Origin of the sequence: Kocuria sp. CH-021 (assembly GCF_049716185.1) — a bacterium.
Classification (GTDB): domain Bacteria; phylum Actinomycetota; class Actinomycetes; order Actinomycetales; family Micrococcaceae; genus Kocuria; species Kocuria cellulosilytica.
In genome coordinates this window covers 167,692-193,369 of sequence record NZ_JBNAFK010000006.1, presented here as the reverse complement: position 1 = coordinate 193,369, position 25,678 = coordinate 167,692, and the positions used below count along the sequence as shown (strand labels likewise).

21 protein-coding genes and 1 pseudogene are annotated in these 25,678 nt (G+C 73.6%); 16 read left to right on the top strand and 6 right to left on the bottom strand.

What is annotated here, in order from left to right:
• The 10 genes and pseudogenes from ACPYN7_RS06730 to ACPYN7_RS06685 all read left to right on the top strand — a co-directional run.
• A pseudogene (locus ACPYN7_RS06730) lies at positions 1 to 1,259 on the top strand (hypothetical protein); the annotation flags it as partial.
• Positions 1,252 to 2,256: an HAD-IIA family hydrolase gene (locus tag ACPYN7_RS06725; RefSeq protein ID WP_424347113.1), complete on the top strand. Its 1,005-nt coding sequence runs from the start codon at positions 1,252 to 1,254 to the stop codon at positions 2,254 to 2,256. The pseudogene ACPYN7_RS06730 and the gene ACPYN7_RS06725, both read left to right, overlap by 8 nt.
• A complete protein-coding gene (locus tag ACPYN7_RS06720; protein WP_424347112.1) occupies positions 2,253 to 2,537 on the top strand; it encodes a hypothetical protein in 285 nt (94 codons plus the stop codon). Before ACPYN7_RS06725 ends, ACPYN7_RS06720 begins: the two co-directional genes overlap by 4 nt.
• The gene (locus tag ACPYN7_RS06715; RefSeq protein ID WP_424347111.1) at positions 2,534 to 3,301 is read left to right on the top strand and encodes a TlyA family RNA methyltransferase; all 768 of its coding nucleotides are present in this window, start codon (positions 2,534 to 2,536) and stop codon (positions 3,299 to 3,301) included. The genes ACPYN7_RS06720 and ACPYN7_RS06715 overlap by 4 nt, the downstream gene beginning before the upstream one ends.
• Before the next feature lie 109 nt (positions 3,302 to 3,410).
• Positions 3,411 to 4,484 (top strand): NAD kinase, encoded by a 1,074-nt coding sequence (locus tag ACPYN7_RS06710; RefSeq protein WP_424347110.1) that lies wholly within the window; start codon positions 3,411 to 3,413, stop codon positions 4,482 to 4,484.
• Positions 4,485 to 6,215 carry a DNA repair protein RecN gene (gene recN, locus ACPYN7_RS06705; RefSeq protein WP_424347109.1) on the top strand — a complete coding sequence of 577 codons (1,731 nt, stop codon included), beginning with the start codon at positions 4,485 to 4,487 and terminating at the stop codon, positions 6,213 to 6,215. It begins immediately after the preceding gene.
• Between the two features lie 36 nt (positions 6,216 to 6,251).
• On the top strand, positions 6,252 to 7,976 hold the full coding sequence (locus ACPYN7_RS06700; protein WP_424347108.1) for a CTP synthase: 1,725 nt from the start codon (positions 6,252 to 6,254) through the stop codon (positions 7,974 to 7,976).
• A 131-nt stretch (positions 7,977 to 8,107) separates the two neighbouring features.
• On the top strand, positions 8,108 to 8,761 hold the full coding sequence (locus ACPYN7_RS06695) for an NUDIX domain-containing protein (RefSeq protein WP_424347107.1): 654 nt from the start codon (positions 8,108 to 8,110) through the stop codon (positions 8,759 to 8,761).
• Complete coding sequence (locus tag ACPYN7_RS06690; RefSeq protein WP_424347106.1) at positions 8,758 to 9,822, top strand: site-specific tyrosine recombinase XerD; 1,065 nt, start codon at positions 8,758 to 8,760, stop codon at positions 9,820 to 9,822. The genes ACPYN7_RS06695 and ACPYN7_RS06690 overlap by 4 nt, the downstream gene beginning before the upstream one ends.
• 258 nt (positions 9,823 to 10,080) lie before the next feature.
• On the top strand, positions 10,081 to 11,298 hold the full coding sequence (locus tag ACPYN7_RS06685) for a D-alanyl-D-alanine carboxypeptidase family protein (protein WP_424347105.1): 1,218 nt from the start codon (positions 10,081 to 10,083) through the stop codon (positions 11,296 to 11,298).
• Between the two features lie 94 nt (positions 11,299 to 11,392).
• On the opposite strand, the gene ACPYN7_RS06680 is transcribed toward ACPYN7_RS06685, so the two are convergent.
• From ACPYN7_RS06680 to ACPYN7_RS06665, 4 genes are read right to left on the bottom strand one after another with little or no spacing between them, the layout of a single operon-like run.
• The gene (locus tag ACPYN7_RS06680) at positions 11,393 to 12,535 is read right to left on the bottom strand and encodes a bifunctional 2-methylcitrate synthase/citrate synthase (RefSeq protein ID WP_368826352.1); all 1,143 of its coding nucleotides are present in this window, start codon (positions 12,533 to 12,535) and stop codon (positions 11,393 to 11,395) included.
• A gap of 28 nt (positions 12,536 to 12,563) precedes the next feature.
• Entirely contained in the window at positions 12,564 to 13,472 is a 909-nt protein-coding gene (gene prpB / locus ACPYN7_RS06675) for a methylisocitrate lyase (protein ID WP_424347104.1), read from the bottom strand.
• 3 nt (positions 13,473 to 13,475) lie between these two features.
• A complete protein-coding gene (locus tag ACPYN7_RS06670; protein ID WP_424347103.1) occupies positions 13,476 to 14,996 on the bottom strand; it encodes an MmgE/PrpD family protein in 1,521 nt (506 codons plus the stop codon).
• Positions 14,997 to 15,048: 52 nt separating this feature from the next.
• The gene (locus tag ACPYN7_RS06665) at positions 15,049 to 15,726 is read right to left on the bottom strand and encodes a GntR family transcriptional regulator (RefSeq protein WP_424347102.1); all 678 of its coding nucleotides are present in this window, start codon (positions 15,724 to 15,726) and stop codon (positions 15,049 to 15,051) included.
• 217 nt (positions 15,727 to 15,943) lie between these two features.
• Here ACPYN7_RS06665 and ACPYN7_RS06660 point away from each other — a divergent pair, with 217 nt between their 5' ends.
• Positions 15,944 to 17,899: a propionyl-CoA synthetase gene (locus tag ACPYN7_RS06660; protein ID WP_424347101.1), complete on the top strand. Its 1,956-nt coding sequence runs from the start codon at positions 15,944 to 15,946 to the stop codon at positions 17,897 to 17,899.
• A gap of 36 nt (positions 17,900 to 17,935) precedes the next feature.
• Here ACPYN7_RS06660 and ACPYN7_RS06655 read toward each other — a convergent pair whose 3' ends face one another.
• Both ACPYN7_RS06655 and ACPYN7_RS06650 read right to left on the bottom strand, forming a co-directional pair.
• The gene (locus ACPYN7_RS06655) at positions 17,936 to 18,649 is read right to left on the bottom strand and encodes a response regulator (protein WP_424347100.1); all 714 of its coding nucleotides are present in this window, start codon (positions 18,647 to 18,649) and stop codon (positions 17,936 to 17,938) included.
• Positions 18,646 to 20,283, bottom strand: coding sequence for an ATP-binding protein (locus ACPYN7_RS06650; RefSeq protein WP_424347099.1), 1,638 nt, complete (start codon positions 20,281 to 20,283; stop codon positions 18,646 to 18,648). Before ACPYN7_RS06650 ends, ACPYN7_RS06655 begins: the two co-directional genes overlap by 4 nt.
• A 182-nt stretch (positions 20,284 to 20,465) precedes the next feature.
• Between ACPYN7_RS06650 and ACPYN7_RS06645 the strand changes: the two genes are divergently transcribed.
• From ACPYN7_RS06645 to ACPYN7_RS06625, 5 genes are all read left to right on the top strand, one after another.
• Complete coding sequence (locus ACPYN7_RS06645; protein ID WP_424347098.1) at positions 20,466 to 21,899, top strand: cation:dicarboxylate symporter family transporter; 1,434 nt, start codon at positions 20,466 to 20,468, stop codon at positions 21,897 to 21,899.
• 226 nt (positions 21,900 to 22,125) lie between these two features.
• On the top strand, positions 22,126 to 23,019 hold the full coding sequence (locus tag ACPYN7_RS06640; protein WP_058873745.1) for a ParA family protein: 894 nt from the start codon (positions 22,126 to 22,128) through the stop codon (positions 23,017 to 23,019).
• Positions 23,019 to 23,921: a segregation and condensation protein A gene (locus ACPYN7_RS06635; RefSeq protein ID WP_424347097.1), complete on the top strand. Its 903-nt coding sequence runs from the start codon at positions 23,019 to 23,021 to the stop codon at positions 23,919 to 23,921. The genes ACPYN7_RS06640 and ACPYN7_RS06635 overlap by 1 nt, the downstream gene beginning before the upstream one ends.
• A complete protein-coding gene (scpB, locus tag ACPYN7_RS06630) occupies positions 23,918 to 24,532 on the top strand; it encodes an SMC-Scp complex subunit ScpB (protein WP_424347096.1) in 615 nt (204 codons plus the stop codon). The genes ACPYN7_RS06635 and scpB overlap by 4 nt, the downstream gene beginning before the upstream one ends.
• 9 nt (positions 24,533 to 24,541) lie before the next feature.
• Positions 24,542 to 25,672, top strand: a complete 1,131-nt coding sequence (locus ACPYN7_RS06625; RefSeq protein WP_424347095.1) for a pseudouridine synthase — start codon at positions 24,542 to 24,544, stop codon at positions 25,670 to 25,672.
• Positions 25,673 to 25,678 lie beyond the last annotated feature (6 nt).

The window sequence follows — 25,678 nt, the reverse complement described above, 5'->3', positions numbered from 1 at the left end:
GCTACGCTCCACGTGGCGAGCGGCGTGAGGGTGACCGCCGTGAGGGTGACCGCCGTGGAGGCTACGGTGGCCCGGGTCGTCGTGATGACCGGCAGGACGACCGCCGCGGTGGCTACGCCCCGCGCGGTGACCACCGCGCCGGCTTCCCGGACCGCACCGAAAGCTATCGTGACCGGCGTGATGACCGGGACGACGTCTCGACCCACCGTCACCGTGCGCCCGAGGTCGACGACGACGTCACGGGCCGGGAGCTCGACAAGCCCACCCGAGCCCAGCTGGGGGCCCTCGAACCGCGCAACGCCGAGGCCGTCGCCAAGCACCTGGTCATGGCCGGGCGCTACCTGCTCGACGCGCCCGAGCTCGCCCTCGAGCACGCGCAGGCCGCCGGACGGCGCGGAGGCCGCATCGCCGCGGTGCGGGAGGCCACGGGGATCGCGGCCTACGAGGCCGGCGACTTCGCGCTGGCGCTCAAGGAGCTGCGCACGTTCCGCCGGATGACCGGCGCCGAGATCCACCTTCCTCTGATGGTGGACTGCGAGCGGGCCCTCGGGCGCCTGGACAAGGCCGTCGAGCTGGCGACGTCGGAGGCCGTGCAGTCCCTCGAGCCCGGCGAGAAGGTGGAACTGGCGATCGTCCTGGCCGGCATGCGGCGGGACCAGGGGGACGCCCAGGGGGCGGTGGACGCACTGACCATTCCGCAGCTCGACAAGAACCGCGGCTTCGCCTACAGCCCCCGGCTGTTCCGTGCCTACGCCGAGGCCCTGCGGGGAGTCGGGAGGGACCGGGAGGCCCTGACGTGGGACCGGCAGGCCGTGGTGGCCGAGGCCGCTCTCGGAACCGGGCAGTTCGCCGAGCCGGAGATCATCGACTTCGACGACGAGGACGAGACCGAGCAGGTGCCGGCCGCCGGTGTCGTCCTGGCCGATGCCGAGGAGCCGGTCGAGGAGCCGGCCCAGGACCCGGCCCCGACCCGTGCGGCCGAGGGCGTTCCCAGCGCTGAGGCCGGGAACGACGTCGGCGACGATCTCGACGATCTCGACGACGGGGACGACGAGTCCGACGGCGTGCTCGACGACGGTTCCGACCAGGAGCCGGACGACGAGGAGGACGAGGCGGACCGTGAGGAGGATCTGGACCCCGACGACGACTTCGAGGGCGGCTCCGAGGCCGATCTCGACCCGGACGACGACGCGGAGCTCGCGGACCTCGACGCCGCGGACGGCAACGGCGGCGCGGACGGCGGCCCGGAGCATGGCTGAGCGGCTGCTCGACCGGTTCGACGCCGTCCTGAGCGATCTGGACGGCGTCGTCTACGCCGGCCCCCACGCCATTCCCGGAGCTCCGGAGATCCTGCGGAGGATCTCGGCGGACGGCGTGCCCGTGGTGTTCGTGACCAACAACGCCTCGCGCTCCGTGGCGACGGTCGCCGAGCACCTGACCGATCTCGGGGTGCCCACGACGTCGGACGGCGTCGTGAGCGCGGCGCAGGCCGGCGCCGAGCTCCTGGCGCAGCGGGTCCCGGCCGGCACCGCCGTGCTCATCACGGGGTCCCAGGCTCTGGCCGACGTGGTGGCGGACGCCGGGCTGGTCCCGGTCCGTGCCCAGTCCGACGCACCCCGTGCCGTGATCCAGGGCTTCGACCCCGGCCTGGGCTGGGCCGAGCTGGCCGAGGCCGCGTACACGCTGGCGGACCCCGACGTGCTGTGGGTCGCGACCAACACCGACCGCACCATTCCGCAGGCCCGTGGTCTGGCCCCCGGCAACGGCACCCTGGTGGCCGCGGTGGCGGCCACCACGGCGCGGCCGCCGGTCGTCGCCGGCAAGCCGGAGGCGCCCATCTTCCGCACCGCCGCGGAGCGGGCGGGCAGCACCCGGCCCGTGGTGCTGGGGGACCGGCTGGACACCGACATCCGGGGCGGCAACGCCGCCGGCTTCTCGACGATCGCGGTCCTCACCGGGGTGGACACCGTGCACACGATCCTCGCCGCCTGCACCGCAGAGCGCCCGGACCACGTCGTCGGCACCCTGGACGAGCTCTTCGAGCCGTACCCCGACGTCGAGGTCGCGTCCTCGGGGCGGGAGCACACCGCTCGCTGCGGGGCGGCGGAGGCCGTGACCGACGGCGCGCGGCTGCGGATCCGGGGCGCCCAGGACGACCTCGACGCCTGGCGGGCCGCGTGCGCCGCCTGGTGGGCGGCACACCCCGACTCCGACGTCCCGGTGGTCCCCGAGCCCGAGTGGGAGCCCTCGGCATGACCGGGCGGCCGGTGCCCTCGCACGGGGCCGGGGAGAACGGGATCGGGGAGAACGGGACCGGCGAGGGCGGCGCAGCTCTGCGCCCGACCGGTCACCCCGGGGTGGACGCCGTGCTCGAGCGTGCCGTGCAGCTGGAGACGCTGCCGGTGACGGAGCACCCCGGACGCTACGAGGAGCTGCACGCGGCACTCGTCGCCGAGCTCGAGGCGGAGCCCGGCACCGTTCCCGCGGGCCTCGTGCCGCGTCCGCGGACCGGGCAGGAGGAGGCGGGGCCGCGGTGAGCTCCCGGCTGGACCAGGAGCTGACCACTCGCGCGCTGGCCCGCTCGCGCACGGTCGCCGCCCGGTGGATCGGCGAGGGCCGGGTGCTCGTGAACGGCCGGCCGGCGACCAAGCCCTCCGTCCGGGTGGGCCCCGAGGACCTGCTGGAGGTCCGTCCCGCAGAGGCCCCGGACTACGTCAGCCGGGCCGGGCACAAGCTGGCCGGGGCGCTCGCCGCGTTCCCGGACGTCGGCGTGGCGGGCAAGCGGTGCCTCGACGCCGGCGCCTCGACGGGCGGCTTCACTGACGTGCTGCTGCGCCGGGGCGCCCGGGAGGTGGTCGCCGTGGACGTCGGCCACGACCAGCTCGATCCCGCGCTGCGCGCCGATCCCCGGGTGCGCGTGCTCGAGGGCATGAACGTGCGCTGGATGCGGCCGGAGGACATCGGCGGCGCGGCGGAGCTCACGGTCTGCGACCTGTCCTTCATCTCGCTGACCCTGGTCCTGGCGCCGCTGGCGGCCGCCACGGTGCCCGGCGGGGATCTCGTGCTGATGGTCAAGCCGCAGTTCGAGGTCGGTGCCGACCGGCTCGCGCGCACGGGAGTGGTCACCAGCGAGGACGAACGGGCCCGGGCCGTCGAGGCGGTGGCCGCCGCGGCGCGGACCCACGGGCTCTCGGTCCTGGGTCGTGAGCGCAGCCCGCTGCCGGGCCAGGACGGCAACCACGAGTTCTTCCTGTGGTGCCGCCGGGATCCGCCCGTCCTGAGTGTCCCCGCCCTCGCGTAGTGTGGTGAGCGTTGCCCGGTCCGCGGGCACGGCGCGCGCCACGGACCGTCCGGTCCCGGCCACGACGACGCCCGCGTGCACCGAGCAGTCGAGAACGGGAGGACCCGGTGTGAGCAGAAAGATCCTGGTCATGGCCCACATGGGCCGGGAAGAGGCCAAGGACGCCGCCCGCGACTCCTGTCTGCAGCTCCACGAGGCCGGCCTGGTGCCGGTGATCTCCCGGGACGATCTCGAGGCGCTCCAGGAGGACGCCGTGCCCCTCGCGCCCGTGGAGGTCATCGAGGAGGACGTCTCCCTGCGGGAGATCGAGCTCGTCATGGTGCTCGGCGGGGACGGGTCGATCCTGCGCGCCGCCGAGCTGGTGCGCAGCGTGGACACCCCGCTGCTGGGCGTGAACCTGGGGCACGTGGGCTTCCTCGCCGAGAGCGAGCGCTCCGACCTCCGCGAGTCCGTGGAGGCCATCGTGGACGGGCGGTACACGGTGGAGCAGCGCATGACGATCGACGTGACCGTGTGGCAGGACGAGAAGAAGGTCCTGCACACCTGGGCGCTGAACGAGGCATCGGTGGAGAAGGGCGACCGCGAGAAGATGGTCGAGGTGGTCATCGAGGTGGACCGTCGGCCGCTGAGCACCTTCGGGTGCGACGGCGTGGTCCTCGCCACCCCGACCGGCTCCACCGCCTACGCGTTCTCCGCGGGAGGACCCGTGGTGTGGCCCGAGGTCGAGGCCCTCCTCATGGTGCCGCTGAGCGCCCACGCCCTGTTCTCCCGGCCGCTGGTCATCTCCCCGAACTCCATGATGGCCGTCGAGGTCCTCACCCGCACCGACGCCCGCGGCGTGCTGTGGTGCGACGGCCGCCGGACCACCGAGCTGCCCCCCGGTTCCCGGATCGAGGTGGTGCGCTCCCCGAAGGCGGTCAACCTGGCACGGATGCACCGCACCCCCTTCTCGGAGCGGCTCGTGAAGAAGTTCGAGCTGCCCACGAGCGGCTGGCGCGGCCCCGTGCCCCCGCACGAGGCGGCCGCGGCGCGGACCACGGCCCTGCCCACGGTCCGCGGCGACCAGCCCACCGGCGGGCGGGCGCAGGAGCCGCAGAAGTCCACGGTGGGGCACGAGATGCCCCACGAACCGGACGCCCCGTCCTCCCGCCGCTCCCGGACCGAGACCGGGGAGGGCGACTGAATGATCGAGGAGATCCACATCCACGACCTCGGCGTCATCACCGACGCCGTGCTGCCCCTGGGCCCGGGGCTGAGCATCCTCTCCGGTGAGACCGGCGCGGGCAAGACCATGGTGGTCACCGCCCTCGGGATGCTGCTGGGCAACCGCTCCGACGCCGGCGCCGTGCGCTCCGGGGCGCCCAGGGCCGTGGCCGAGGCCGTCGTGCGGGTCCCGGCCGGCCACCCCGCCGCGGCCCTCGTCGAGGACGCCGGCGGGGCCGTCGACGTCGAGGCCGTCGGCGACGCCGAGGAGGCCCTCGTCACCGTCGCACGGACCGTGACGGCGGAGGGGCGCAGCCGCGCCCACGTCGGTGGCCGCTCCGCACCCGTGGGCACACTCTCCGCGGTGGGCCAGACCCTGGTGGCCGTGCACGGGCAGTCCGACCAGCTGCGGCTGAAGTCCCCGGCCGCCCAGCGCCACGCCCTGGACCAGTACGCGGGGGAGGAGCTGACCGCGGAGCTGCGCCGCTACCGGGAACGGCTCACCGAGTACCGCTCCGTGCAGCAGACCCTGCGCGAGGTCACCGAGCACGGCCGTGAGCGCGCCCTCGAGGCGCAGAGCCTGCAGGGCGCCCTCGAGGAGATCGACGCCGTGGACCCCCAGCCGGGGGAGGACGAGCGCCTGGACCAGGAGAGCCAGAAGCTGACCAACCTCGAGCAGCTGCGCGCCGCCGCGCTCACGGCCCACGCCGCCCTCAGCGGCGGGGAGTTCGCCGACGGCGACACCCCGGACGCGACCGCCCTCGTGGCGGCGGCCCACCGGGCCCTCGAGCAGGAGGCCGGCGCCGACCGGGAGCTCGAGGAGCTCTCCGGGCGGGTCGCCGAGCTGGCCGTGCTCGTCAACGACATCGCCGCGGACCTCTCCGGCTACGCCTCCGGGCTCGACGACGAGGGCCCCGCACGCCTGGCGGAGGTGGAGGCCCGGCGGGCCAAGCTCAAGGCGCTGACCCGCAAGTACGGTGCCACCGTGGACGAGGTCCTCGAATGGGCGGAGCGCTCGCGGGCGCGTCTCGACGAGCTCACCGACGACCCGGCGCGGGAGCAGGAGCTCCGCGCCCGGCTCGAGCAGCTGCACGCGGAGCTGAGCGAGCTGGCGGCGCGGATGACCGAACGGCGCCGGGACGCGGCGGACCGGCTCTCCGCCTCCGTCAGCTCCGAGCTCACGGCGCTGGCCATGCCCAACGCCTCCCTCGTCATCGAGGTCGAGCCCACGGAGGAGTTCTCCGGCCACGGGCGGGACGAGATCGCCTTCCTGCTCAAGCCGCACGCCGCCGCCGCGCCGCGGCCCCTCGGCAAGGGGGCGTCCGGCGGTGAGCTGTCCCGGCTCATGCTCGCCATCGAGGTGGTCCTCGCCGCTGTGGACCCCGTGCCGACGTTCGTGTTCGACGAGGTGGACTCGGGCGTGGGCGGCAAGGCCGCCGTGGAGATCGGCCGCCGGCTGAAGATGCTCGCCCAGCACGTCCAGGTCCTCGTGGTCACGCACCTGCCGCAGGTCGCGGCCTTCGCCGATCAGCACATCCTCGTGACCAAGAGCCCGGACGCCACGGTCAGCGACGTGCGCGTGCTGGACGAGGAGGAGCGCGTGGTGGAGCTCGCCCGCATGCTCGCGGGTCACGAGGACTCCGCGGCCGCGCGCGAGCACGCCCGGGAACTGGTCCGCGGGGCGGTGCTCCGAGACGCCTCCGCACGGTGATCCCCAGCACGCAACCGACGTCCCGGGAGGACAAGAATGATAGGGTCGAATTCCGTGGTGAATGCAAACGAAGCCGCCCGCGAGGCCGGCGCACAGCAGACCGAAAACCAGCGACCGGGCAAGGTGACCCGCCAGATCTTCGTGACGGGCGGCGTGGCCTCCTCCCTCGGCAAGGGCCTGACCGCCTCGTCCCTCGGGATGCTGCTGCGGGCACGCGGGCTCTCCGTGACGATGCAGAAGCTGGATCCGTACCTCAACGTCGATCCGGGCACCATGAACCCCTTCCAGCACGGCGAGGTCTTCGTGACCGACGACGGGGCGGAGACCGACCTCGACATCGGCCACTACGAGCGCTTCCTCGACGAGAACCTCGACGCCTCGGCGAACGTGACCACCGGCCAGGTGTACTCCACGGTCATCGCCAAGGAACGCCGGGGGGAGTACCTCGGGGACACCGTCCAGGTCATTCCCCACATCACCGACGAGCTGAAGAACCGCATGCGCCGCCGCGCGGAGGGTGACGACCAGCCGGACATCATCATCACCGAGATCGGCGGCACGGTCGGCGACATCGAGTCCCAGCCGTTCCTCGAGGCGGCTCGGCAGGTCCGCCAGGACGTCGGCCGCCGCAACGTCTTCTACCTGCACGTGTCGCTGATCCCCTACATCGGCCCCTCGGGCGAGCTGAAGACCAAGCCGACCCAGCACTCCGTGGCCGCCCTGCGCGGGCTCGGCATCCAGCCGGACGCCCTCGTGCTGCGCTCCGACCGGCAGGTCCCCGACACGATGCTGCGCAAGATCGGCAACGCCTGCGACGTCGACCACGACGCCGTGATCTCCTGCCCGGACGCGCCGAGCATCTACGACATCCCCCGGACCCTGCACTCCCAGGGGCTGGACACCTACATCCTGGACTACCTGGGCCTGGACTACCGCGACGCCGACCTGGCGCAGTGGGAGCGCCTGCTGAAGGCCGTGCACGAGCCCGCGCACTTCGTCACGGTGGCCATGGTCGGCAAGTACATCGACCTGCCGGACGCCTACCTGTCGGTCTCCGAGGCCCTGCGCGCCGGCGGCTTCGCCAACGACGCCCGCGTGAAGATCAAGTGGGTGGCCTCGGACCTGTGCGAGACGCCGGAGGGCGCCCAGCGCGAGCTCGGTGACGTCGACGCGATCTGCGTCCCCGGCGGCTTCGGCATCCGCGGCATCGAGGGCAAGCTCGGCACCCTGCGCTTCGCCCGGGAGCACCGCATCCCGACCCTCGGCCTGTGCCTGGGACTGCAGTGCATGGTCATCGAGTACGCCCGCACGGAGCTGGGACTGGGCGGCGCCTCCTCGACGGAGTTCGAGCCCGAGACCGAGTACCCCGTCGTGGCGACCATGGACGAGCAGAAGCAGTTCGTCCAGGGCGCCGGCGACCTCGGCGGCACCATGCGGCTGGGCCTCTACGACGCGCAGCTGCGGCCCGGGTCCGTGGTGGCCGGCGCCTACGGCTCCACCGAGGTCAAGGAGCGCCACCGTCACCGCTACGAGGTGAACAACGAGTACCGCGAGCGGCTTGAGGAGGCGGGCCTCGTGATCTCCGGGACCTCCCCGGGCGGCACCCTCGTGGAGTTCGTGGAGCTGCCCGCGGACGTGCACCCGTACTACGTGGGCACGCAGGCGCACCCCGAGCTCATGTCCCGCCCGACCCGCCCGCACCCGCTGTTCGACGGGCTCGTGAAGGCCGCCCTCGAGCGCCGCGAGGCCGAGGGCCGCTGAACCCGCGCCCGTCACCGCACGGGCAGCACGGTGCAGGCGCCGCGTCCTCCCGGGGACCGGCGCCTGCACCGTCCCCGCCGCCAGCCCCGCCCGCCGCCGAGCGACGGGCGGACCTCCCGGAAAGGACCCCCATGGACATCCGCCACCTCACCGCCGAGGAGCTCTCCGACCGGTTCAGCGACCGCCGCACCGTGGCCTCCGAGACGGTCTACGAGGGATTCATCTGGGACGTCCGGCGTGACGAGTTCGAGCTCGCCCGGGGGGAGGACCCCCTCCGGCGCGACTACATCACCCACCCCGGCGCCGTGTCCGTGCTCGTGCTCAACGACCAGGACGAGGTGTTCCTCATCAACCAGTACCGACGGCCGGTCGGGATGACCATGTGGGAGATCCCCGCGGGCCTGCTGGACGTGGAGGGCGAGGACCCCGCGACGGCGGCGCAGCGGGAGCTCGCCGAGGAGGCCGATCTGCGCGCCGAGCGCTGGGACGTCCTCGTGGACTTCCACAACAGTCCCGGCTCCTCCTCGGAGGCCAACCGGGTGTTCCTGGCGCGGGGCCTGAGCGACGTCCCCGACCACGAGCTCCACGAGCGCGACGGCGAGGAGGCGGAGATCCACGGGGCGTGGGTGCCGCTCGACGGCGCGGTGCGGGCCGTGCTGGAGGGCCGCCTGAACTCGCCCGCGGCGGTGATCGGGATCCTCGCCGCCCACGCGGCCCGGTCGGAGGACTACCGGTCGCTGCGCCCGGCCGACTCCCCGTGGCCCGGTCACCCCGACCTCCGGTGACCGGAAGCCCTGCCGGTGGCGCCCCGGCCGGTTCCGCCCCTGCCGGCGGTGTCCCGGTCGGCGGTGCCGCGGCCGAGGGGTCCGGGGTGACGCCCGGGGACGCCCTCGAGCGGGCACTGGAGCGCTATCTGCAGCACCTGGCCGTCGAACGGGGCCTCGCCGCCAACACGCTGGCCGCCTACCGGCGGGACCTGGCCCGCTACGCCGAGCACCTGCGGGAGCGCACGGACCCGCCCGTGACCACCCCGGAGGGCATCGGCACGGGGCACGTGCGCGACTTCCTCCGGGACCTCTCGGCCGGGTCGCAGGACCGGGCTCCCCTGAGCACCCGCAGCGCCGCGCGCTGCCTCGTCGCGGTCCGGGGCGCCCACCGCTTCTGGGCCCTCGAGGGCCTCACGCGCACCGATCCCGCCGCGCCCGTCCCGCCGCCCACGCCCGGAATGCGCCTGCCCAAGGCCGTCCCGGTGGAGCAGGTCACCGCGCTGCTCGAGTCGACCGGCACCGAGACTCCCCAGCAGCTGCGCGACCGGGCGCTGCTCGAGCTCCTCTACTCGACCGGGGCCCGCATCTCCGAGGCGACCGGCCTCGACGTCGACGACCTCTCCCGGGCCGTGCGCCGGGGCGGGGATCCGGAGGAGACCGGCGCGGGCATGCCCTTCGTGCGGCTGTTCGGCAAGGGCGGCAAGGAGCGGATGGTCCCCCTCGGCTCCTGGGCCGTGCGCGCCGTGGACGACTGGCTCGTGCGGGGCCGGCCGGCGCTCGCCGCCAAGGGCCGCGGCACTCCCGCGCTGTTCCTCAACGCCCGGGGCGGGCGGATCAGCCGCCAGACGGCGTGGTCCACGGTGAAGAGCGCGGCGGAGCGGGTGGGGCTGGGCGACCGGATCACCCCCCACACGCTGCGGCACTCCTTCGCGACCCACCTCCTGGAGGGCGGAGCCGACCTGCGCGTCGTCCAGGAGCTGCTCGGCCACGCGTCGGTCAGCACCACGCAGGTCTACACCCTGGTGACCGTCGACTCCCTGCGGGAGGTCTACGCCGCCGCCCATCCCCGCGCCCGGTAGCCGTCGTCCGGTTCCCTCACCCGGTGGCCGCGGCCCATCCCCGCGCCGGGTAGCCGTCGTCCGTTTCCTCACCCGGCAGCTGTCCTCCGTTCCCACCCCCGGGGGCCGCGCCCCGTCCCCGTGCCCGGGGGCCGCCGCCCCTCCCGGCGGCTCGTCGCCGATCGGTCACACACCGGTCGGTGCTGTCGTGAAGACCGCCGGAGGCCTAGCCTGGACGCACGCCCGGGCGCCCCGCTCGGGCGGACGGACGGGGACGTCATGCGCAACGACACGCGGCAGAACACGCGGCAGGAGACACAGCAGGACCCGGAGCAGGACACGCTGCGGACCACGGGGAGCGCCGGACGGACGCGCCGGATGCTGCTCGTGCTGCTCTGCGCACTCGGACTCGTGCTCCCCGGACTCGGCACCCCGGCGTTCGGGGCCACCGCGATCCAGGCCGAGCACCAGCGGCTCGGGGGAGCGGAGGGCCGGCTCGGCAGCGCTCTGGGCCCCGAGCGCTGCGGGCTCGTCCGGGACGGCTGCTACCGGAAGTTCGAGCGCGGGACCATCCACTGGTCGCCGCGGACCGGCGCGCGGCCCACGTGGGGCGCGATCCGTGCCGCGTGGGCCGCGCAGGACTACGAGCGCGGCCGGCTGGGCTATCCGGTGGGCCGTGAGGTCTGCGGGCTGCGCGACGCCGGCTGCTACCAGGCCTTCGAGGGCGGGGTCGTGCTGTGGTCGCGGCCGAGCGGGGCCCACCCCACCGTGGGCGGCATCCGGGCGGCGTGGCTGCGCCACGGCGCGGAGCACGGTGCCCTGGGCTACCCTGTCTCGGCGGAGTCCTGCACCGGCAGCGGCTGCCGGCAGTCCTTCCAGCGCGGGTCCATCACCTGGGCGCGCGGCGCCGGGACCCGGGTGGCCCGGGAGATCGACCGCGCCGCGTCGGTGTACGTCGTCGTCAACAAGCGCCGCCCCCTGGACCCCGCCGATCACGTGCCGCGCCCCCTCGAGTCCGTGGGCGGGCAGCTCCTGCGGTCGGACGCCGCCGCGGCGTTCCGGCGGATGCAGCGGGAGGCCGCCGGGGACGGCGCCCCCATGACGGCGGTCAGCGGCTACCGCTCCTACGCCACGCAGGACGGTCTCTACCGCCACTACGTGGCGCTCTACGGGCAGGCGCAGGCGGATCTCATCTCGGCCCGTCCCGGGCACAGCGAGCACCAGACCGGGCTGGTCATGGACATCGGGGACCCGAGCGGGCAGTGCGCCCTGCAGAGCTGCTTCGAGGGCACCCCCGCCGGGGCGTGGGCTCGGGAGCACGCGCACGAGCACGGCTTCATCGTGCGCTACCCCCGCGGCCGGACGGCGACCACCGGCTACGCCTACGAGCCGTGGCACCTGCGCTACGTCGGGGTGCACGTGGCCACCGGCATGGTGGACCAGGACATCCCCACGCTCGAGCACTATATGGGGCTGCCGGCGGCGCCCACCTACTGAGCCGGTCCGGTCCCGGCCGCCGCGCACCGTTGCGGACGGGGGCACGCAGGAAAGGGGGGCGGGTCCGCGGACCCGCCCCCCTCTCGCCGTCATGCTACAGGTGGCGCTCGTCGGGGCCGTTGTACTCGGACAGCGGGCGGATCAGGGAGTTGGCGGCGACCTGCTCCATGATGTGGGCGGTCCAGCCCGTGATCCGGGCGGCCACGAACAGCGGCGTGAACGTGGGGATGTCGAAGCCCATGAGCCAGTAGGTGGGACCGGCCGGGTAGTCGAGGTTGGGCTTGATGCCCTTGGCCTGGTCCATGGACTTCTCGAGCCCGTTGTACAGGCCCAGCAGCTCGTCCCGGCCGTAGTGCTCGATCATCGTGTCCAGGGCCGCCTTCATGGTCGGCACCCGCGAGTCCCCGTGCTTGTACACGCGGTGGCCGAAGCCCATGACCTTCTTCTTCGCCGCGAGGGCCTCGTCCATCCAGGCCTTGGCACGGGCCTCGGCGTCGGCGGCCGACTCCTCCTTGCGGATGCCGAGCTCCACGAACGTCTCCATGACGGCCTCGTTGGCCCCGCCGTGCAGCGGGCCCTTGAGCGCGCCGATCGCGGCGGTGACCGCCGAGTGCAGGTCCGACAGGGTCGAGGTCACCACCCGCGCCGTGAAGGTGGAGGCGTTGAAGGAGTGCTCGGCGTAGAGGATCATCGAGGTGTTGAACGCCTCGACCACCTTCGGATCGGCCTCCTCGCCGAAGGCCATCCACAGGAAGTTCGCGGAGTAGTCCAGGTCCGCCCGCGGCTCCACCACGTCCTGGCCGCGGCGGCGGCGCTGGTCGTAGCACACCACCGCCGGCATGGCCGCGAACAGCTTCTGCGCCTTGGCCAGGTTCGCCTCCGGGGAGGAGTCCTCGGCCTGCGGGTCCTGCGCGCCCAGGACGGAGGCCGCGGTGCGGCACACGTCCATGGGGTGACAGGTGGTGGGCAGGGCGTCGATGATCGCCTTCAGCTCGGGCGTCAGGGCCCGGTGCTCCCGCTCCCGCGCCGTGAACTCCGCCAGCTCGGCGTCGGTGGGCAGCTCGCCGTTCCACAGCAGCAGGGCGACCTGCTCGAAGGAGCAGGAGGCGGCCAGCTCCTGCACGGGATAGCCGCGGTAGAGCAGGGAGTTGGTGTCCGGATTCACCTTGGACACGGCCGTGTAGTCGGCGACGACGCCGGCCAGTCCCTTGCGGACCTCGTTCTGGGTCTCGGTCATGGTGGTCTCCTTCACGTGGTCGGTGCGGTCAGTGGTGCAGTCCGGGGACCTCGAAGTCGAAGACCCCGGAGTCGAACTGGTTGTACCCGTTGTAGTCCACCAGCTCGTAGAGCCGAGCGCGAGTGAGCATGTCCGGCACGGCGGCCTCCTGGGTGCCGTCGGCGCGGATGCTCTGCAGCACGCGCTCCATCGCGCCCAGGGCGGCGCGCATCAGGGTGACCGGGTAGATGATCATGTTCACCCCGGCGTCCTGGAGCTGGTCGGCGGTGAACAGCTGCGACTTCCCGAACTCGGTCATGTTGGCCAGGATCGGCACGTCCACGGCCGCCCGCATCGCCTCGAACTCGGACAGGTCCGCCATCGCCTCGGGGAAGATCGCGTCCGCGCCGGCGTCCACCAGGGCCCTGGCCCGGTCGGTGGCGGCGCTCAGGCCCTCCACCCCGCGGATGTCGGTGCGGGCCATGATCAGGAAGTTCTCGTCCCGGCGGGCCTCGGCGGCGGCTCGGATCCGCTTCACGGCCGTGTCGAGGTCCACGACGTTCTTGCCGTCGAGGTGCCCGCACCGCTTCGGGTTGAACTGGTCCTCGATGTGGCATCCGGCCAGGCCCGCGTTCTCGAGCTCCTGGACGGTGCGGGCCACGTTCATGGGCTCCCCGAAGCCGGTGTCGGCGTCGACCAGGCAGGGCAGGTCCGTGGTCCGGGCGATCTGCCCGGCCCGGGCGGCGACCTCGGGCAGGGCCGTGAGCCCGATGTCGGGGAAGCCGAGCTCGTTGGCGAGCACGGCCCCGGAGATGTAGACGCCGTCGAAGCCCTGCTCCTGGATGAGCTTCGTGGACAGCGGGGTGTAGGCGCCGGGGAACTGCACGATCGACGGCCCGGCGAGCATCTCGCGCAGGGCGGTCCGCTTGGCCTCGGGGGTGGTGGTGGAGAACAGCATGGTCTAGAAGATTCCCTTCGTTCCGGTGCGCAGCTCGACGGCGGCGGTGACGTTGAGGGCGTCCAGCTGTCCGGCGCCCAGGTCCGGGAGGTTCTCGGCCGCGTCGATGAACCGGTCCAGCTCCTCGTCGGCGACGACGCCGGCGGCCAGTGCCCGCAGCTTGGCGACGTACTGCTCGCGGGCGAACGGGCGGGCCCCGAGCGGGTGGGCGTCGGCCACGGCGATCTCCTCGACCACGGTGGACCCGTCGGTGAGGGTGATCTCGGCCCGGCCCCCGAAGGCCTTCTCGGCCGGGTCCAGGGAGTGGTAGCGGCGGGTCCACTCGGCGTCCTCGGCCGTGGTGACCTTGTGCCACAGGGCCACGGTGTCCGGCCGCCCGGCGCGCTCGGGGGCGTAGGAGCCCACATGGTCCCAGGCCCCGTCCTGCAGGGCCACGGTGAAGATGTAGGGGATGGAGTGGTCGAGGGTCTCCCGGGTCGCGGTCGGGTCGTACTTCTGCGGGTCGTTGGCCCCGGAGCCGATCACGTAGTGGGTGTGGTGGGAGGTGTGCAGCACGATGCGCTCGATCCGCTCCGGGTCGGCCAGCTCGGGCCGCTCCCGGTGCAGCTTGCGCGCCAGGTCGATCCAGGCCTGCGCCTGGTACTCGGCGGAGTGCTCCTTGGTGTAGGTGTCCAGGATCGCGGCCTTGGCCTCGCCCGGGGCGGGCAGCGGCACCTCGTAGGCGGCGCCGGGGCCGTCCAGCAGCCAGGCGATCACGCCGTCCTCGCCCTCGTAGATCGGGGTGGGGGAGGTCTGCCCGCGCATCGCGCGGTCCACGGCCTCCACGGCCATCTTCCCGGCGAAGGCCGGGGCGTGGGCCTTCCAGGTGGAGATCTCGCCCTTGCGGGACTGGCGGGTCGCGGTGGTGGTGTGCAGGCCCTGGCCGATCGCGTGGAAGATCGTCTGGACGTCCAGGCCCAGCAGGGTGCCGATCCCGGCGGCCGCGGACGGGCCGAGGTGGGCGACGTGGTCGATCTTGTGCTGGTGCAGGCAGATGGCCTTCACGAGGTCCACCTGCAGCTCGTAGCCGGTGGCGATGCCGCGCACCAGGTCGCGGCCGGTGGAGCCCACGTGCTGGGCCACGGCCAGGATCGGGGGGATGTTGTCGCCGGGGTGGGAGTACTCGGCGGCCAGGAACGTGTCGTGGTAGTCGAGCTCGCGCACGGCCACGCCGTTGGCCCAGGCGGCCCACTCGGGGGAGACCTTGTGCTGGTCGGCGGCCACCCCGTAGAGGGCGGAGCCGGTCCCGTGCGGGCCCGGGGCGTGGGACAGCGCCTGGTCCCGGGCCGAGACGATCGGGTCCCGGTTGAGCGATGCGATCGCCACCGAGGCGTTGTCCAGGACCCGGTTGATCACCATCTCGGTCACCTCCGGGGTGACCTCGACCGGGTCCGCCGCGACCTCGGCCATCTTCCAGGCCAGCTGCTCCTGCCGGGGCAGGTTGTCCTTGGACGGGTGGACGCGCACGGGGTGCAGAACGGTCATGGGTTTTCCTCTCATCGGGGCCGACCAGGGATCGGATCGGGGGTGCCCGCGCTCAGCCGGCGGCCTCGAGCGGGGGAGCGGGCTGGACCCACTCGCGGACAGGGGTGGTCAGGACGGCCTGCAGGGAGTTGGCCAGGTGCACGCGCGTGGCGGCCTCGGCGAGCTCCTCGGAGCCCTCTGCGACCGCGCGGGCGATCTGGGCGTGCTCGGCGGCCGCCCGGGCGAGGCGGTCGGGGTTGGTGCGGGACAGCTTGCGCACCCGGGCCAGGTGCAGGCGCAGGGAGCGCTGGGCCGCGGTCAGGTACGGATTGGCCGTGGCCTCGTCGATGGCCCGGTCCATGCGCTCCACGAGGTCGTAGTACCCGGCCCGGTCCGTTCCCGGCCCGTGCAGCTGGGCCACGACCGCCTCGAGCTCCGCGGCCAGGCGCTGGAACGCGACCGGGTCGCGGCGCCGGGCGGCGAGCCGGGCGGCCCGGCAGTCGAGGGCCTCCCGCAGCTCGAACAGGGCGCGGACGTCCTCGAGGGAGACCTGGGAGACCACCACGCCGCGGCCCCGGTGCGTCTCCGCGAGACCGTCGGCGGTGAGCCGGCTCAGGGCCTCGCGGATCGGCGTGCGGGAGATGCCGAAGCGCTCGGACTGCTCGACCTCGCCGAGCACCTGGCCCGGGAGCAGCCGCCACTCGACGATGTCCTCGCGCAGCGCTTCGTAGGCGCGGTCGCTCGCTCGCACGGCTCCCTCCTCGCTCTCGGGGACCGCGCCGGGGAGTGCGGCGCGGGCCTGGGTGACAGGCATCACAATGCCCGCCCATTGTATACACAGTTCGGGAAGGATGGCGAGCGTTGCGGGCCGTCCTCGGGAAGATTTCCCGTCAATGTATACAAGGGTCTTGTTCCCTGTGACCTGCACCACTAGGGTGTCCCGCAGGACCGCAACCTCGGGAGGACCCATGAGCACCGACTACCGAACACCGCCGCACGGCGAGGGCTATGCGGAGGTCTACCAGCGCAGCGTGGAGGACCCGGAGGGCTTCTGGCTCGACGCCGCCCGCGCGGTGGACTGGGTGCGCGAGCCCACCCGGGCCCTCGACGACACCACCGCCCCGATCTACCGCTGGTTCCCCGACGGCGAGCTCAACACCTCCTACAACGCTCTCGACCGGCACGTGGAGGCCGGGCACGGCGAGCGCACCGCGCTGATCTACGACTCCGCGGTGCTCGGCGTCCAGGAGCGCTACAGCTACGCCCGCCTGCGGGACGAGGTCGCCCTGTTCGCCGGGGCGCTCGCGGCCCGGGGGGTGGGCAAGGGCGACCGCGTGCTCGTCTACCTCCCTATGATCCCGCAGGCCGCGGTGGCGATGCTCGCCTGTGCCCGGCTGGGCGCGGTGCACTCCGTGGTCTTCGGCGGGTTCGCCCCGAAGGAGCTCGCCTCCCGGATCGACGACTCCCGGCCGGCGGTGGTGGTGACCACGACCGGCGGGGTGGAGCCGAAGCGGCGGATCGAGTACATCCCGGCGATCGAGGAGGCCCTGCGGATGGCCGAGCACGCGCCCGGGACGGTGCTGGTGCACGAGCGCCCCGGGTTCGAGACCACGGTCGAGGACGCCCGGGCCCGGGCCGGGGCCGACGGGCGGCCCGCCGTCGAGTGGCTCGACTGGGCGAGCGCCGTCGAGGGCGTCGAGCCCGCGGCGCCCGTCCCGGTCGCGGCCACCGATCCGCTCTACGTGCTGTACACCTCCGGGACCACCGGGACGCCCAAGGGCGTGGTCCGCGACAACGGCGGGCACGCCGTGGCGCTGACGTGGTCCATGCGCAACATCTACGACGTCGGCCCCGGCGAGGTGATGTGGACCGCGTCCGACGTCGGCTGGGTCGTGGGCCACTCCTACATCGTCTACGGCCCGCTCCTGGCCGGGGCCACCACCGTGCTGTACGAGGGCAAGCCCGTGGGCACCCCGGACGCCGGCGCGTTCTGGCAGCGCGTCGAGGACCACGGCGTCAAGGTGCTGTTCACCGCGCCCACGGCCCTGCGCGCCATCCGCCGGGCGGACCCCGAGGGCGAGCTGGTGCGCCGGCACGACATCGGCGCCCTGCAGACCCTGTTCGTGGCGGGGGAGCGGCTGGACCCCGAGACGTACCACTGGGCCTCCCGGGTGCTGGGCGTCCCGGTCGTCGACCACTGGTGGCAGACGGAGACGGGGTGGGCCATCTGCGCCAATCCCTTCGGGATCGAGAGGCTGCCCCTCAAGGCCGGCTCGCCGTCCGTGCCGGTGCCGGGCTACCGGGTGGAGATCCTGGACCCCCTGGGCCGGCCGGTCGGGGTCGGCGAGGAGGGCAACATCGCCCTGCGCCTGCCGCTGCCGCCGGGCACGCTGACCACGCTGTGGGGGGACGACCAGCGGTTCGTGAACTCCTACCTCAGCGCGTTCCCCGGCTACTACGCCACGGGCGACTCCGGGCACGTGGACGAGGACGGCTACGTCTACGTCATGGGGCGCACCGACGACGTCATCAACGTCTCCGGGCACCGCCTCTCCACCGGGGCGATGGAGCAGGTCCTGGCCTCGCACCCGGCGGTGGCCGAGTGCGCCGTGATCGGTGTGGGGGACCCGCTCAAGGGCCAGCGGCCCGCGGGCTACGTGGTGCTCAAGACCGGCGCCGACCTGCCGGTGGAGCAGCTCCGGGAGGAGCTCGTGGCGCTGGTGCGCCGGCAGATCGGGGCGGTGGCCGACTTCAAGGACGTCTCGGTCGTGGAGGGGCTCCCCAAGACCCGGTCGGGGAAGATCCTGCGCAAGACCATGCGCCAGATGGCCGACGGCGAGGACTATGCCGTGCCCTCGACGATCGAGGACCCCTCCGTGCTGGAGGTCCTCGAGAAGGTGCTGCGCCCGTCCCGGGGAGGGTGACGCCCCGGCCGCGGCACGGTCGCCGCACGACCGTGCTCAGCGGCCGGGGGAGACGTCCTGCCCGGCCCACCCGTACTCGAGCTCGGGCCTGCCCGGTGTGCCGTAGCGCGGGCGGCGCTGCACGAGACCGCGTGCGACCAGGTGCTCGAGGTAGCGCCGGGCGGTGACCCGGGACAGCGTGCTGCGCTCCGCGACCTCTCCCGCGGAGAGCCAGCCCCCGCCGCGCACCAGCGCGGTGACCGACTCCAGGGTCTGGGCGGACAGGCCCTTGGGCGCGTCCGGCCGGGCCGAGGCGCCGAGGACCGGGAACGCGCGGTCCACCTCGGCCTGCCCCATGGTCCCCGCCGCGCCCAGGGCGGAGCGGTAGCGGCGGTAGGCGGCGAACTTCTCCTCGAACACGGCGTAGGTGAAGGGCTTGATGAGGTAGCCGACGACGCCGAGCGTGCGCGCCGCGCGGACGGTCGCCACGTCCCGGTGGGCCGTGATGACCAGCAGGTCCACGGTCTCGCCGCGGGCGCGCAGGGTGCGGGCCACGTCGAGGCCGGACATGTCCGGGAGGTTCACGTCCAGGAGCACGAGGTCCACGGGCCGCCCCGCCCGCCGGGCGGCCTGCACGGCCTGCACGGCCGTCCGCCCGGACACGGCGGTGGCGGCCGTCTCGAAGCCCGGCGAGCGCTCGACGTACTGGGCGTGGGCGGCGGCGGTGAGCGGCTCGTCGTCGACGACCAGGACGCGGACCGGCGCGCTCACGGGACCCGCTCCGCCGCGGCGTCGCGGGTCACCGGGACGGTCACCGTGAACACGGCCCCGCCGTCGTTGCGGTGCTCGATCCGCGCGCCCCACCGGTCGGCGACCTCCCGCACCAGGTGCAGGCCCACGCCGCGTCCCTCGGGGCCGGCCGGCTTGGTGCTGACGCCGAGCTCGAACACCTCCTGGGCGAGGTCGTCGGGGACTCCCATCCCGGTGTCGGCGACGGTGATCGCGACGGCGTCCCGGGCCGGGTCTGCGTCGTCGTCCGCGCGGGCGATCTCGACCTCGACGACGGGCGGCACCCGGGCGGCGTTGGCCGCCGCGGCCTCGACGGCGTTGTCGACGAGATTGCCGACGAGGGTCACGAGGGTCACGAGGTCGGCGGGGGAGACGGGGATGCGGGGCAGACCCGGCTCCACGGCGACCTCCAGCTCCACGCCGCGCTCGTGGGCGGCGGCGGTCTTGCCGACCAGCAGGGCCGCGAGGAACGGGTCGTCGAGGTGGGCGAGGAGGTCCTCGGACAGGACCCGGGTGCGCGCCATGTCGGCCGAGGCGAAGCCGAGGGCCTCCTCGTCGCGGCCGAGCTCCAGCAGGGAGACGACCGTGTGCATTCGGTTGGCGTGCTCGTGGGTCTGGGCCCGCAGCGCGCCGGCCAGCGCGGCGGTGGCGCGCAGCTGTCCCGAGAGCCGGGAGATCTCAGTGTGGTCGCGCAGGATCACGATCGTGCCGCGCCCGGCGAGCGCCCCGCGGGCGGGCAGGGTCGAGACGATGAGGGTGCGCTCGGCGACCACGAACCACTGCTCCTGCACGGACGCCCCGGCGAGCAGGACGGCCTCCAGGGCGGAGGGCAGCCCCAGGCCCTCGACCGGGAGGGGCCGGCGCCGAGCGGGTCCCGGCGCGGGCGCCCGGATGCCCAGCAGCTCCCGGGCCCGGGCGTTGAGCACGGGCACGGCCCCGGCCGTGTCCACGAGCAGGAGGCCCTCGGTGGCCTCGTTGAGCACGGCGTCGTGCAGCGAGTGGACCTGGGCGAGCTCCTCCGGCCCCCAGCCGTGGGTGACCCGGCCCAGGTACCGCGCCCCGAGCGCCGCGACCGTCGCCGACGCGGCCAGCAGCAGCAGCCCGACGAGGAGCACCGCCGGCAGCTGGGCGAGCGCCTGCTGCGAGACGGCCTCGAGGAGGACACCCGTGGCCACGAGCGCCACGACCGTGCCGTCCCCGTCCCGGACCGGGGCGATCGTGCGCACGGAGGGGCCGAGGTTGCCGCGCTCCGTGCTGGTCCAGGTCTGCCCGGCGAGTGCGTGCGAGCGGTCCCCGCGGTAGGCCTCGCCGACCGAGGAGGGCAGAGGGTGCGTCCAGCGCGTGCCGTCCGGGGCCATGATCGTGACGAAGTCGAGCTCCGTGTCCGCGAGCAGCCGGTCCGTGAGCGGCTGCAGCACGGCGTGCGGGTCCGGCCCGCCCACCGCCTCGAGCACGTACGGGTCGTCCGCGAGCGCCGTGGCGAGGACGCGGGTCACGGCCTCGGCGCGCTCCACCACGGCCCCGCGCTCGTGGGCGAACAGCACCAGGGAGACGGCGAGGGTCACGAGCGCGACGACGGCGAGCTGCATCAGGAGGAAGCGCCGGGCCAGGGACATGTCCGCTCCTCGATCTCCCGGTCGTCCCCCCTCGGCTGTGGTGGGCGTCACGACCATTATGACCACAACACGACAGGGCGCCGGGCGGCGGTGAGACTCGTCACATCGGCCCGCTCCCGGGCCCCGCGCACTGCCCCACCGCACCGCCCATCCGAACCGCCCATCCGAACCGGAGGAGAAGCATGGCCACCGTCGCCACGGACCCCGTCGACCCCCAGCCGCCCGCCCAGAAGCAGAAGAAGGACAGGACGCACTACCTGTACGTCTTCGTGATCGTCGCCGTCGTCGCCGGCGCCGTCCTGGGCCTCGTGGCCCCCGAGTTCGCCCGGGCCCTCAAGCCGGTCGGCACCGCGTTCATCGCCCTGATCAAGATGATGATCGCCCCCATCATCTTCTGCACGATCGTCCTGGGCGTCGGCTCCATCGCCAAGGCGGCGACCGTCGGCAAGGTCGGCGGCCTGGCCCTGGCCTACTTCATGGCGATGTCCACGATGGCACTGGGCATCGGCCTGCTGGTCGGCAACCTCATCCACCCCGGCGAGGGCCTGAACATCCAGGGCTCGGAGTACGAGATCACGGACACCGGCCACGGGGACGGCGAGGGCGGGACCATCGGCTTCCTGCTCGGCATCATCCCCACCACGCTGCTGTCCTCCCTGACCGAGGGCAACATCCTGCAGACCCTGTTCGTGGCGCTCGTCGTGGGCTTCGCGCTGCAGCAGATGGGCCCGGCCGGCAAGCCGGTGCTCAAGGCCGTCGGCCACGTCCAGGCCCTGGTCTTCCGGATCCTGATCATGGTCATGTGGGCCGCCCCCGTCGGGGCGTTCGGCGCGATCGCCGGCGTGGTCGGGGAGACCGGCGTGCAGGCCATCGTCTCGATGGCCACGCTGATGATCGCCTTCTACCTCACCTGCGTCCTGTTCGTCGTGGTGGTCCTGGGCGGCCTGCTCAAGGCGGTCACGGGGATCAACATCTTCCGGCTCATGAAGTACCTGGGCCGCGAGTACCTGCTGATCTTCTCGACCTCCTCCTCCGAGGCGGCCCTGCCCCGGCTGATCGCCAAGATGGAGCACGTGGGCGTCTCGAAGCCGGTGGTCGGCGTCACGGTGCCGACCGGGTACTCCTTCAACCTGGACGGCACGGCCATCTACCTGACCATGGCCGCCCTGTTCGTGGCCTCCGCGATGGGCAACCCGCTGGCCCTGGGCGAGCAGGTCTCCCTGCTGGTGTTCATGATCATCGCCTCCAAGGGGGCCGCCGGCGTGACCGGTGCGGGCCTCGCCACCCTCGCCGGCGGGCTGCAGTCCCACCGGCCCGACCTGGTCGACGGCGTGGGCATCATCGTGGGCATCGACCGCTTCATGTCCGAGGCCCGAGCCCTGACGAACTTCACCGGCAACGCGGTCGCCACCCTGCTGATCGGCAAGTGGACCCGGGAGATCGACCTCGTCCAGGTCGAGCGGGTGCTCTCGGGCCGGGACGCGTTCGACGAGGCCACCATGGCCGCCCACTCGCACGGCGCCGCCCAGGACGGTCCCGCTCCCCGGGGCGGTGCCGGAGCCCGCGTGGAGGACTCCGTCGCCGAGAAGGTCGAGGTCGGGGCCGGCGTGCGCTGACCCGCCCCGGCGCCGCCCCGCGCCCGCCGTGCCCGTCCGGGCACGGCGGGCGCGGGGCGTTCCCGGCTCCGCCGGTCCCGGGAATTCGGGGCCGCCCGGCGGCGGCGGTACCCTGGTAGCTGATCGAGTCCAGGAAAGCCCCAGGTCGGCCCGTCCGGCCCGGGCCGCCCCGTGCCCGGGGCCGGTCCGCCCGGGGGCGACCACGAACGAAAGAGCGGTGCCACGAGTGAGCCAGCAGAGCGACGAGAGGATCCCCGGCACGGGCGAGGCCGGGACGGGAACCGTCGGCCTGACCGGCCGTCCCGTGCGCGACTTCCCCGAGCCGCCCGAGCTCTCCACCCACGGGCCCGCCCGGATCATCGCGATGGTCAACCAGAAGGGCGGGGTCGGCAAGACCACCTCGACCATCAACCTGGGCGCCGCGCTCGCCGAGCTGGGCCGCAAGGTCCTGCTGGTCGACTTCGACCCGCAGGGAGCTCTCTCCGCCGGTCTCGGCGCCAACCCCCACGAGCTGGAGCTGACGGTCTACAACGTCATGATGGACCGCTCCGTGGACGTCTGGGACGTGGTCCAGGAGACCGACGTCGAGGGCGTCGACCTGCTCCCCGCCAACATCGACCTCTCCGCGGCCGAGGTGCAGCTGGTCACCGAGGTGGCCCGCGAGCAGGTCCTGGCCAGTGCCCTGCGCAAGCTCGAGGAGCACTACGACGTCATCATCATCGACTGCCAGCCCTCGCTGGGGCTGCTGACGGTCAACGCGCTGACCGCGGCGCACGGGGTGGTCATCCCGCTCATCGCCGAGTTCTTCGCCCTGCGCGCCGTGGCGCTGCTCGTGGACTCCATCGAGAAGGTCCAGGACCGGCTCAACCCCCGGCTGCAGATCGACGGCGTGCTCGCCACCATGTTCGACTCCCGCACCCTGCACTCCCGCGAGGTCATGGCCCGGATCGTGGACGCGTTCGGGGACAAGGTCTTCGACACGGTCATCAAGCGCACCGTGAAGTTCCCGGACGCCACGGTGGCCGCCGAGCCCATCCTGTCCTTCGCCACGGCCCACCAGGGCGCCGAGTCCTACCGCCAGCTGGCGCGGGAGCTCATCTCGCGCGGCGGCGCGCCCTGATGCACCCCGAGGAGCTGCCGGACCCCACGGGGACCGGCGGCTTCGCGGTCCGGCTGGAGGACTTCGCGGGGCCCTTCGAGGTCCTGCTCTCCCTGATCGCCAAGCACGAGCTGGACATCACCCGGATCGCGCTGGCCACCGTCACCGACGAGTTCCTCCAGTACGTGCGCGCCCTGCACCGGAACGGCTCGGCGCGCGCCCTCGACGAGGCCAGCGAGTTCCTCGTGGTCGCCGCGACCCTCCTGGACCTCAAGGCCGCCCGGCTGCTGCCGCGCGGCGAGGTCGAGGACGAGGAGGACGTGGCACTGCTCGAGGCGCGGGACCTGCTCTTCGCGCGCCTGCTGCAGTACAAGGCGTTCAAGGAGGTGGCGGTCCTGCTCGACGAGCGGATGCGGGCCGAGTCCACCCGCCTGCCCCGGTCGGTGCCCCTGGACCCGGAGGTGGCGGCCGCGCTGCCCGAGCTCGACTGGCGGACCACGCCCGAGCAGTTCGCCGAGATCGCCCGCTCGGTCTTCACATCCCGGCCCGGGGCGCCCGCAGAGGTCGGGGTGGACCACCTGCACGAGGCGGTCGTGACGGTCCGCGACCAGGCCGAGATCCTCGCGGGACTCCTCGAGGACGGCGCCCCGCGCTCCTTCCGGGTGCTCGTCGCGGACGCCGGGTCCACCCTCGCGGTGGTCGTGAGGTTCCTGGCCCTGCTCGAGATGTACCGGGACGCGGTGCTCGAGCTCGCCCAGGAGCAGCCGCTGGGCGAGCTGACGGTCCGCTGGACCGGGGCGGGCACCGGGTGGACCGCCGACCGGCTGTCCGAGGACGCCGCGGGAGCACCGGACGGCGGCGCGTCCCCGCACGGCCTCCCGACCCCGGACGCGGTCCCGGCCGTCTCGGGAGCCTCCGCGTGAGCGCCGCGGCCGAGGACGGACCGGACCTCGAGGCGCTGCCCGGCGGCGTGCGGGCCGCCGTCGAGGCGATCCTGATGGTCGCCGACGAGCCGGTGAGCGAGTACGCGATCGCCGCCGCCCTGGTGCTCCCGGTCGCGTCCGTGCAGCGGGTCCTCGACCGGCTCCGTGCGGAGTACGACGGCGTCGGCACGGATCCGGGGTATGATGGTATGTTGGCGCCGCGCGGGTTCGAGCTGCGCAGCACCGGTGCCGGCTGGCGGATCCACTCGCGCAGCGAGTTCGCCCCCGTCGTCTCCGCGTTCGTCGCGGAGGGACAGACCGCCCGGCTGTCGCAGGCGGCCCTCGAGACCCTGGCCGTCGTGGCCTACCGCCAGCCCGTGAGCCGGGGGCGCATCTCCGCGATCCGCGGGGTCAACGTCGACGGCGTCGTCCGCACGCTCGTGCAGCGGGGCCTGATCCGTGAGCTCGAGCGGGACGGCGAGTCCGGCGCCGTGCTCTACGGCACCACCACGTTCTTCCTGGAGAAGATGGGCATCGGCTCGCTCGACGAGCTCCCCGACATCGCCCCTCATCTGCCGGGCATCGACCAGATCGACCACTACGAGGACTGAGACACCACCATGGCCACTTCACGTTCATCATCCGGGCGACCCGGGCCCGGCGGGCGCCGCGCGCCCGGGTCCCAGGGCGGCCGGAAGCCCCGCACCGGCCAGGGCGGCACGTCCTACCAGGGCGGCAAGGGCGCCCCCGGCCGCAGCCCCGCGAAGGGCGGCACCGCCAAGGGCGCCGCGCCCCAGGGCGGAGCCCGGGGCCGCGGGTCCCAGGGCGGCCCGGCCAAGGGAGGCGCCGCCGGGGGCGGCGGCAAGGGCGCGTCCTCGGCGGGCGCCGGCCAGGATCGCGGGCCCCGTCCCTTCGCGTCCTCCGAGAAGAGCGCCCGGCGGATGCCCGCCACCCCGTACCGCCCGCCGCACCGCAAGCGCCGGCCCAAGAACCCGCCCGTGGACCGGCTCGACCAGCACGACCCGAACGGGGTCCGGCTGCAGAAGCTCATGGCCCAGGCCGGCGTGGCCTCGCGGCGGGTGTGCGAGGAGATGATCGAGGCCGGCCGGGTGCAGGTCAACGGGGAGACCGTCACGGAGCTCGGCATCCGGGTGGACCCGGACAGCGTCGAGATCCACGTCGACGGCGTCCGCGTGCAGCTCGACGAGAACCTCGTCTACTACGCGTTCAACAAGCCCGAGGGCGTGCTCTCCACCATGGACGACCCCGAGGGGCGGCCGTGCGTGTCCGACTACCTCAACCAGCAGCGCAACGAGCGCGTCTTCCACGTCGGGCGCCTCGACGTCGAGACCGAGGGCCTGCTGCTGCTGACCAACGACGGCGAGCTGACCAACCGGCTCACCCACCCCTCCTACGAGGTCCCCAAGACCTACCTCGTGCAGGTGCGCGGTCCCATGGAGAAGGGCATCGGCGCGGCCATGAAGGCCGGCATCGAGCTCGAGGACGGCATCGCCTCCGTGGACTCCTTCCGCCTCGTGGACTCCACCCCCGGGCACCTGCTCGTGGAGGTGGTCCTGCACTCCGGGCGCAACCGCATCGTGCGGCGGCTCTTCGACGCCGTGGGCCACCCCGTCGAGAAGCTCGTGCGCACCGAGGTCGGCCCCATCCGGATCGGGGACCAGCGCCAGGGCACCATCCGCCGGCTCTCGAAGACCGAGGTCGGGCACCTCCTCGCCTCGGTCGGCATGTAAGGAGCA

Bases quoted from the DNA above. Each gene is read 5' to 3' on its own strand.
- ACPYN7_RS06725 (WP_424347113.1), top strand. From the start codon at position 1,252: ATGGCTGAGCGGCTGCTCGACCGGTTCGACGCCGTCCTGAGCGATCTG.
- ACPYN7_RS06720 (WP_424347112.1), top strand. From the start codon at position 2,253: ATGACCGGGCGGCCGGTGCCCTCGCACGGGGCCGGGGAGAACGGGATC.
- recN (WP_424347109.1), top strand. From the start codon at position 4,485: ATGATCGAGGAGATCCACATCCACGACCTCGGCGTCATCACCGACGCC.
- ACPYN7_RS06700 (WP_424347108.1), top strand. From the start codon at position 6,252: ATGATAGGGTCGAATTCCGTGGTGAATGCAAACGAAGCCGCCCGCGAG.
- ACPYN7_RS06695 (WP_424347107.1), top strand. From the start codon at position 8,108: ATGGACATCCGCCACCTCACCGCCGAGGAGCTCTCCGACCGGTTCAGC.
- ACPYN7_RS06685 (WP_424347105.1), top strand. From the start codon at position 10,081: ATGCGCAACGACACGCGGCAGAACACGCGGCAGGAGACACAGCAGGAC.
- ACPYN7_RS06680 (WP_368826352.1), bottom strand. From the start codon at position 12,535: ATGACCGAGACCCAGAACGAGGTCCGCAAGGGACTGGCCGGCGTCGTC.
- prpB (WP_424347104.1), bottom strand. From the start codon at position 13,472: ATGCTGTTCTCCACCACCACCCCCGAGGCCAAGCGGACCGCCCTGCGC.
- ACPYN7_RS06670 (WP_424347103.1), bottom strand. From the start codon at position 14,996: ATGACCGTTCTGCACCCCGTGCGCGTCCACCCGTCCAAGGACAACCTG.
- ACPYN7_RS06660 (WP_424347101.1), top strand. From the start codon at position 15,944: ATGAGCACCGACTACCGAACACCGCCGCACGGCGAGGGCTATGCGGAG.
- ACPYN7_RS06650 (WP_424347099.1), bottom strand. From the start codon at position 20,283: ATGTCCCTGGCCCGGCGCTTCCTCCTGATGCAGCTCGCCGTCGTCGCG.
- ACPYN7_RS06645 (WP_424347098.1), top strand. From the start codon at position 20,466: ATGGCCACCGTCGCCACGGACCCCGTCGACCCCCAGCCGCCCGCCCAG.
- ACPYN7_RS06635 (WP_424347097.1), top strand. From the start codon at position 23,019: ATGCACCCCGAGGAGCTGCCGGACCCCACGGGGACCGGCGGCTTCGCG.
- ACPYN7_RS06625 (WP_424347095.1), top strand. From the start codon at position 24,542: ATGGCCACTTCACGTTCATCATCCGGGCGACCCGGGCCCGGCGGGCGC.